This is a genomic window from Meiothermus rufus DSM 22234 (assembly GCF_000423425.1).
Taxonomy (GTDB): Bacteria; Deinococcota; Deinococci; order Deinococcales; family Thermaceae; genus Meiothermus; species Meiothermus rufus.
The window spans coordinates 6,626-13,439 of sequence record NZ_AUHY01000069.1 but is presented as its reverse complement, the minus strand read 5'-3'; the positions used below and the strand labels follow the sequence as shown (position 1 = coordinate 13,439).

General features: G+C 67.9%; 8 protein-coding genes and 1 pseudogene. 8 read left to right on the top strand and 1 reads right to left on the bottom strand.

The genetic code is table 11. The annotated features are described in order from the left end of the window. The 5 genes and pseudogenes from G552_RS15355 to G552_RS0111615 form a co-directional block, all read left to right on the top strand. A pseudogene (locus G552_RS15355) lies at positions 1-262 on the top strand (IS1634 family transposase); the annotation flags it as partial. 105 nt (positions 263-367) lie between these two features. Then, positions 368-781, top strand: coding sequence for a transposase (locus G552_RS0111630; RefSeq protein ID WP_027883196.1), 414 nt, complete (start codon positions 368-370; stop codon positions 779-781). Between the two features lie 70 nt (positions 782-851). Next, positions 852-1,070 carry an SHOCT domain-containing protein gene (locus G552_RS0111625; protein ID WP_027883195.1) on the top strand — a complete coding sequence of 73 codons (219 nt, stop codon included), beginning with the start codon at positions 852-854 and terminating at the stop codon, positions 1,068-1,070. A gap of 69 nt (positions 1,071-1,139) precedes the next feature. Further along, on the top strand, positions 1,140-1,805 hold the full coding sequence (locus G552_RS0111620) for a response regulator transcription factor (RefSeq protein ID WP_027883194.1): 666 nt from the start codon (positions 1,140-1,142) through the stop codon (positions 1,803-1,805). Then, complete coding sequence (locus tag G552_RS0111615) at positions 1,805-2,890, top strand: sensor histidine kinase (RefSeq protein ID WP_027883193.1); 1,086 nt, start codon at positions 1,805-1,807, stop codon at positions 2,888-2,890. Before G552_RS0111620 ends, G552_RS0111615 begins: the two co-directional genes overlap by 1 nt. Positions 2,891-2,942: 52 nt before the next feature. Here the strand turns inward: G552_RS0111615 and G552_RS0111610 are convergent, their stop codons facing one another. Further along, positions 2,943-3,410 carry a DUF411 domain-containing protein gene (locus tag G552_RS0111610; protein WP_027883192.1) on the bottom strand — a complete coding sequence of 156 codons (468 nt, stop codon included), beginning with the start codon at positions 3,408-3,410 and terminating at the stop codon, positions 2,943-2,945. 101 nt (positions 3,411-3,511) lie between these two features. On the opposite strand from G552_RS0111610, the gene G552_RS0111605 reads away from it, so the two are divergent. From G552_RS0111605 to G552_RS17100, 3 genes are all read left to right on the top strand, one after another. Continuing rightward, positions 3,512-3,976, top strand: coding sequence for a four-helix bundle copper-binding protein (locus G552_RS0111605; protein WP_211224821.1), 465 nt, complete (start codon positions 3,512-3,514; stop codon positions 3,974-3,976). Between the two features lie 89 nt (positions 3,977-4,065). Continuing rightward, positions 4,066-5,565: a multicopper oxidase family protein gene (locus G552_RS0111600; protein ID WP_027883190.1), complete on the top strand. Its 1,500-nt coding sequence runs from the start codon at positions 4,066-4,068 to the stop codon at positions 5,563-5,565. 239 nt (positions 5,566-5,804) lie between these two features. Next, on the top strand, positions 5,805-6,814 hold a 1,010-nt coding region (locus G552_RS17100; RefSeq protein ID WP_483819025.1), incomplete at its 3' end, for a P-type ATPase actuator domain-containing protein.

Sequence of the window (6,814 nt, the reverse complement as noted above, 5' to 3'; positions counted from 1 at the left end):
CGTCATGGTCTGCTTCCTGGCGCTGGTCCTGGAGAGCCTCTTGTTGCGCAAGCTCCGCCAGCAAAACCCCGATGTGAGCTACGAGGACGTGCTCCACGACCTCTCGCAGCTGCACGCCGTGGCCGTGGAGCTGGACGGCGAGGCCTGCCTCACCCGCACCGAGCTGGTCGGGCAGGCCTACGAGGCCTTCAAGGCCGTGGGCCTGCGGCCGCCGGCGCGGGTCCAGCCGCTGCCACGTCCCGAGACGACCCCCGCCGGGTAGTGTAGTGGTACGCGACCCCCGTGTGCCCAAGAAAGCCTTGTGTTTCAAGGGTTCTCAAGGATCACGGTGTCAAAGTCGAGTCTGACGGACACCGGGGGGCGTCTTTTGAAGGCCTTTGTCCATCCGGCTAACGAGCACGACAAGAGGGGTGGGCAGGCCTTGCTTTTGGGGATGGACCTTTCCTTGTGGCCCCGGGTGCGCAAGCTTTTCGTGGACTGGGGGTACCGGGGTCTTGCGGGACTGGCTTCCTCCCTGGGGTTGGAGATGGAGGTGGTGGCTCGTCCCTACGCGGGGGTGCGAGGGGTCTGGGTGCGGGAAGGAGAGGAGACGCCGGAGATTCCGCGGGAGAGTGGGTTCAAGCCTTTGCCCAAGCGGTGGGTGGTGGAGCGGACCTTTGCCTGGCTGGGGCGGAACCGACGGTTGGGGAAGGATTACGAGTACCATCCTGAGGTGACGGAAGCGTGGATGTACCTGGGCATGATACGCTTACTGGTGAAGCGGCTGGCCAGGGCCGCGTAGCCTCTCGTGGAGGGCTTTTACGACAGCCTCTAACGCGCCGGGGCTAGCCTGGCACTCAGAGGTGGCCGCGATGACGTGGAACTGGGGACATGGCATGGGGGCAGGGATGTGGCTTTGGGGCTTGCTCGAGCTGGCCGTCCTGGGGTTGCTGGTCTACGCCTTGGTGCGGCTGATCGGTCCGAAGGATAAACCGCAAGACCGCGCGCTTTCGGTCCTGCGCGAGCGGTACGCGCGCGGGGAGATTGACGGCAACACCTATGAGCAAATGCGGCGGGAGCTAAGCGAGTAGCGAGTCGCCCGGAGCGAGGGTTGGAGCGAACTTCCGCTGGACCCTCGGCTCGCTTGCGAGGCACGAGACATGGCGAACGTGTTGATTGTGGATGATGACCCGGCGATCCGCGAGGTACTTAGCGCTTACCTGCGCCAAGAAGGCTACGAGGTGGTAGAGGCCGCAGACGGGCTAGAAGCGCTGGGAAAGATTCCCCAGGCCAGCCTGGTAGTGCTCGACCTGATGCTACCCCGGCTTTCGGGCTGGGAGGTGGCCCGCGAACTCCGGCGGGACTACCCCGAGCTGCCCGTTTTGATGCTCACCGCCAAAGGGGAAGAGGAAGAGCGCATCCGAGGGCTCGACCTGGGGGCAGACGACTACGTGACCAAGCCCTTCAGCCCGCGCGAGGTGGTAGCTCGGGTGCGGGCTTTGCTGCGCCGCAGCGGGCTTAAGGCCGAACTGGCCTTCGGCGAGTTGGTGATCCGACCCCGCGAGCGTGAAGCCTACCTGGCCGGAGAACCCCTGGCGCTCTCGAAGCTCGAGTTCGACCTACTCCTGACCCTGGCCCAGCACCCCGGGCTGGTGTGGAGCCGGGCGCGGCTGCTCGAGCGGGTGTGGGGCGGGGACTTCCCCGGCGTAGATCGCGTGGTAGACGTGCACATCGCGGGCCTGCGCCGGAAGCTGGGCGAGGACGGCGACAACCCCCGCTACATCGAGACGGTGCGCGGGGTGGGCTACCGCTTCCGGGAGGAATGATGTTCACACGGCTATTCCTGACCCACCTGCTGGCGGCCTTGGTGGCGGTGGTGGCGCTGCTGGGCTTCGCGGAGTGGCTGGCTCCGCGCTTCTATCAAAGGCACATCGAGCAAATGGCAGCAGCCATCGGGCCACAAGGCCCCGACCTCCACGCCGACCTCGAGCGCGGCCTGCGCTCGACCCTCACCGCCGCCTGGCTGGCCTCGCTGCCGCTGGCCGGGCTGCTGGCGGCGGGCACGGCCTGGGTGGTCTCGAGGCGGGTCAGCCAGAGCGTGCGGCTGCTGGCCCGCGGCAGCCGGGAGATCGCCCAGGGGCATTACCGCAACCGCCTGAAGGTTCAGGGGCGCGACGAGCTGGCCTGGCTGGCCCAGGATTTCAACCGCATGGCCGAGGCGCTGGAGAAAGTCGAACACAGCCGCATCGAACTCATCGGCTCCGTCGCTCACGAACTGCGCACCCCCCTGGCCGGGCTGCAGGGCTACGCCGAGGCCCTGGCCGACGGGGTGCTACCGCCCGAGCAGGCCGCTCACCGCATCGCCCACGAGGTGCGGGCCATGCGCCGCCTGGTCGAGGACCTCTCACTGGTCTCGAGGGTGGAAGCTGGTGCGGTAGAGATCCGCCCCCAGCCTCTCGATCCCGCCGAGGCCCTTAGGCAGGCCGCGGAGCGCTTCGAGCTGGTCTTTGCCGAGCAGGGGGTGGCCTTGCGCCTGGACGTGCCCCCACGACTGCCCCCGGTGTGGGCCGACCTCGAGCGCCTGCAACAGGTGCTCTCCAACCTGCTCGCCAACGCCCTGCGCCACACCCCGTCTGGTGGGGAGGTGGTACTCAAGGCCGAGCCGGCACCGAGCGGGGTGGGCTTCAGCGTGCGCGACACCGGCCCGGGCATACCCCCCGAGCACCAGGCGCGGGTCTTCGAGCGCTTCTACCGCGTGGACTCGGCCCGCAGCCGGCAGGACAGCGGGAGCGGGGTGGGCCTGACCATCGCCAAGGGTCTGGTCGAGGCCATGGGGGGCAACATGGGCCTCGAGAGCGAGGTCGGGCGCGGCAGCACCTTCTGGTTCACGCTGCCGCCAGCCCGGTCCTGAGCCCTGTCGCGCTCTTCCTCGCGCTGCGCCTGATCCGGTGGGAAGGGGCGCCCTAAAGCGTCACGAAGGGCTCGAGCCGCCCTTTGACGAGGGCCAGCACCCGGTAGGGCTGGGTCTTGGGGCCGGGCATCCCCGGCGTGCCCGAGGGCATGCCCGGCAGGGCGATCCCGTCGATCCTGGGCCGCTCGCGCAGCAGCTTCTGGAGGGCGGCCAGCGGGACGTGCCCCTCCACCGTGTAGCCCGCGAGGCGCATGGTGTGGCAGCTCTGGGCCTCGGGCGGGATCCCGTAGCGGCGCTTGAGGGGGCTGAGGTCGTCCTGCAGCACCACCTTCACCAGGGCGCCCTGCGCCTGGAGGAACTTCACGTACTCCCCGCAGCAGCCGCAGGTGGGCGACTTGTAGAGGGTGGCCTCGAGGCCCTTCAGGGCACTCCCCTGCTGCGCCAGGGCTCCGCCGGCCAGGCCCAGGGCGAGGCCGCCGAGCATCTTCAGCGCTCGTCTTCGGTCGGGTTGATGGGTCATAAGCTTCCTCTCCGACAGAGGCTAATGCCTTGGTGTTAAGCCTTTGTAAACCCGGTAGTTTCAGCCGGCACTCAAGGCAACTTCAGGCGGGGGGGCTAAAGTTGAACCTCCTTCGACCCGCCGGCTCGAGCTTTAACTCTGCCTCTCGTCGTCCGGAATTGCCAGCAGGATCAGGGCCGAAAGGCCGAATTTCAGGAGGTCCAGCCATGCAGCACAGCAGCCAGCACCACACCCACGGCACCACCGGCATGAGCCCCGCCATGCAGGCTTGCATCGAGGCCTGCGGGCAGTGCCACGACGTATGCCTCACCACCGTTCAACACTGCCTGCAGCACGGCGGCCAGCACGTCGAGCCCGCCCACATGACCATTATGATGGACTGTGTACAGATTTGCGAGACGGCCAAGGACTTCATGCTGCGGGGCTCGCGGCTCCACGCCCAGGTCTGCCGGGCCTGTGCCGAGGTCTGCGAGGCGTGCGTCCAGAGCTGCGAGGCCATCGATGACCCCGACGGCACGATGAGGGCCTGTGCCGACGCCTGCCGCCGCATGGCCCAGGCCGCCTGATGCCCGCCCCCTCGAGCCCCCGGCCACGGCCGGGGGTTGCCCTTTGCACAGGCTTAACACTCCACGCGCAGGCTAAAGCAGGAGGCGTTATGAACCGACGCGAACTGTTGAAGTACGGAGCCCTGGGCCTGGCGAGCAGCTACGGGCTCTCGAGGCTCCCCGCCTTTGCTCAAAGCCCCTTTCCCCAGCCCCGCACGCTCGAGGTGCGCCGGGCCGATGGCGTGGTGGAGGCCCAGATCACCGCCCGGCAGAGCAACCTGACCCTGAGCGGCAAGCCCGCCCGGCTGATGACCTACGGCGGCTTCCCCGGCCCTACCCTGCGGGTGCGCGAGGGCGAGACGGTGCGGCTCAACTTCACCAACAACCTTCCCGAGGCCACCAACCTGCACCTGCACGGCTTGCACGTGCCCCCCAGCGTGGACGACCCGCTGGCCCTGGTCCAGCCCGGCGAGAGCCGCCTTTATGAGTTCACGATCCCCAAGGGCTCGGCGGGGACTTACTGGTACCACCCCCACGTCCACGGCCGGGTGGCCCCACAGCTCTACGCGGGGCTGGCGGGCCTGCTGGTGGTGGAGGGGCCGCTCGACGCCCTGCCCGAGTTGAAGGGGGCCGAGGAACACTTCTTGGTGCTCAAGGACTGGGCTTTCTCCGGCGACCGGATCCCGGCCTGGACACAAATGGACTGGATGAACGGCCGGGAGGGCAACCTGCTCACCGTCAACGCCGCCGTGCGCCCGACCCTGCGTGCTCAGAAAGCCACCCTGCGCCTGCGGCTCCTGAACGCCAGCAACGCCCGCTACTACCGGCTGGCGTTGGAAAACCATCCCCTCTACCTCATCGCCACCGACGGCGGCTTCCTCGAGAAGCCCGTCGAGCTCACCGAGCTCCTGCTGGCCCCCGGCGAGCGGGCCGAGGTGCTCGTGCGCCTGAGCCGGCCCGGCAACTACCGGCTGCAGGCCCTCCCCTACAACCGCGGCGCGATGATGATGCCCGGCGGCATGAACGGCATGATGGGCGACCAGGGCATGGGCCAGGGGATGGGCCAGGGGATGGGGATGATGGACCACGGCGGCATGGGGAACATGGGCGACGTGGGGAGGATGGGCATGGGAGCCACCCGCCTCGAGACCCTGCTCACCGTCGTGGCCCCGGCCAGCCCCAAGCCCCTGCCGCTGCCGGCCTCGCTGGCCCCCGTCGAACGCCTCGAGCCCGCCAAGGCTGCCGCTACCCGCCGCTTCGAGCTAGGCGAGCGAATGATGCAAGCTGAATTCTTTATCAACGGCCAGATGTTCGATCCGGCCCGGGTAGATGTGCGGGCCCAATTAGGAAGCCTCGAGGTCTGGGAGCTGGTTAACAAAACCGACATGGATCACCCCTTCCACCTGCACACCTACCCCTTCCAGGTGCTCTCGCGGGGCGGCAAGCCGGCGCCCTACCGGGCCTGGAAGGATACCGTAAACCTGCGCAAGAACGAGACCGTACGGATCGCGGTGCCCCTGCGCGACTTCAGCGGGGTCACTGTCTACCACTGCCATATCGTCGAGCACGAGGATCGCGGCATGATGGGGGTGCTCGAGGTTCGGGATTAGGCCGTGGCCGAGCGCTTCGGCATGTACGTGGAGTACGGGGCCTACCCCCATCGCAAGCGGCCCGACGACACGGAGCTCGCTGCCGTGCAGGAATGGACTAACGTCCCTGCCTCTTTATTCGCGGGAAACTTCGGAGGGGATTGACCTTTTGCATGGTTCAAACTATCCTGATTTCACACCCCCCCCACCTGGGGAGGGATATAACGGCGCCTAAACTGGCTGCCACCCGGAGGGTAACGATGGAACATAGGGCGCATCAAACCACGGCGGTCCTCGAGGTTGCCCTCAGGAATTGCCACGACGGCTCAGAGTACGCCGACCTCGAGCAACAACTCGCCCGGCTGAAAGGCGTCCGGCAGGTCCACCTCGACCGCACTCGGGGCATCGCCCACCTCGCCTACGACCCCGCGGTGACGAACGCCCAGCGGCTCGAGGCTGAGATCGAGCGAAGAGGCTACGCTTGCGACTGCACCGATTGTGCCCCCTCCCCGCTTCGCGGCGAAAGAAGCGTCTCTGAGCCCCAGCCCGGGCACCCCAGTGTGGGCTCGGAAGGCCACGACCACGCCCACCCCAGCCACGCTGCCCGCCCGGCCCCAGCCCACGACCACACCCCCGTGCAGCACGGCGAGCACGCCGGGCACGGGGCCGCGATGGTGAACGATATGCTGCGGCGCTTCGTGGTGTCGCTGCTGCTGACCCTGCCCATCGTGATCTTCTCGCCCATCGGCGGGGCGCTGGGCTTCCCCGACATGCCGCCCTTCGGCCTCTCGATGGGGCTGTGGGGCTTCCTGCTAGCGACCCCGGTGGTGTGGTGGGGCGGCTGGCCCTTCATCAGCGCGGCCTGGCGGGCTTTGCTGCGGGGCGAGGCCAACATGATGACCCTGATCGCCACGGGCATCTTGGTCTCCTACACCTACTCGCTGGGGGCTACCTTCCTCTTCGAGGGCGAGGTGTTCTACGAGGCGGCCGCGATGCTTACCACCTTCAGCCTGGCGGGGCACTGGCTCGAGATGCGCTCGCGCTTCGCCACCGGGCGGGCGGTGGAGGCCCTGCTCAAGCTGGCCCCCGCGACGGCCCGGGTCCGACGCGGGGGGCAAGAAGTAGAGATCCCGCTCGAGGAAGTGGTGGTGGGCGACGAGGTGGTGGTCAAGCCGGGTGAGAAGATCCCGGTGGATGGGGTGGTGGTCTCGGGCCAGAGCTACGTGGACGAATCCATGATCACCGGCGAGCCCATCCCCGTGCTCAAATC

What these genes read in the sequence shown, in the direction of transcription:
- G552_RS0111625 (WP_027883195.1), top strand. Translation starts at nt 852, where the DNA reads ATGACGTGGAACTGGGGACATGGCATGGGGGCAGGGATGTGGCTTTGG.
- G552_RS0111600 (WP_027883190.1), top strand. Translation starts at nt 4,066, where the DNA reads ATGAACCGACGCGAACTGTTGAAGTACGGAGCCCTGGGCCTGGCGAGC.
- G552_RS0111610 (WP_027883192.1), bottom strand. Translation starts at nt 3,410, where the DNA reads ATGACCCATCAACCCGACCGAAGACGAGCGCTGAAGATGCTCGGCGGC.
- G552_RS0111615 (WP_027883193.1), top strand. Translation starts at nt 1,805, where the DNA reads ATGTTCACACGGCTATTCCTGACCCACCTGCTGGCGGCCTTGGTGGCG.
- G552_RS0111620 (WP_027883194.1), top strand. Translation starts at nt 1,140, where the DNA reads ATGGCGAACGTGTTGATTGTGGATGATGACCCGGCGATCCGCGAGGTA.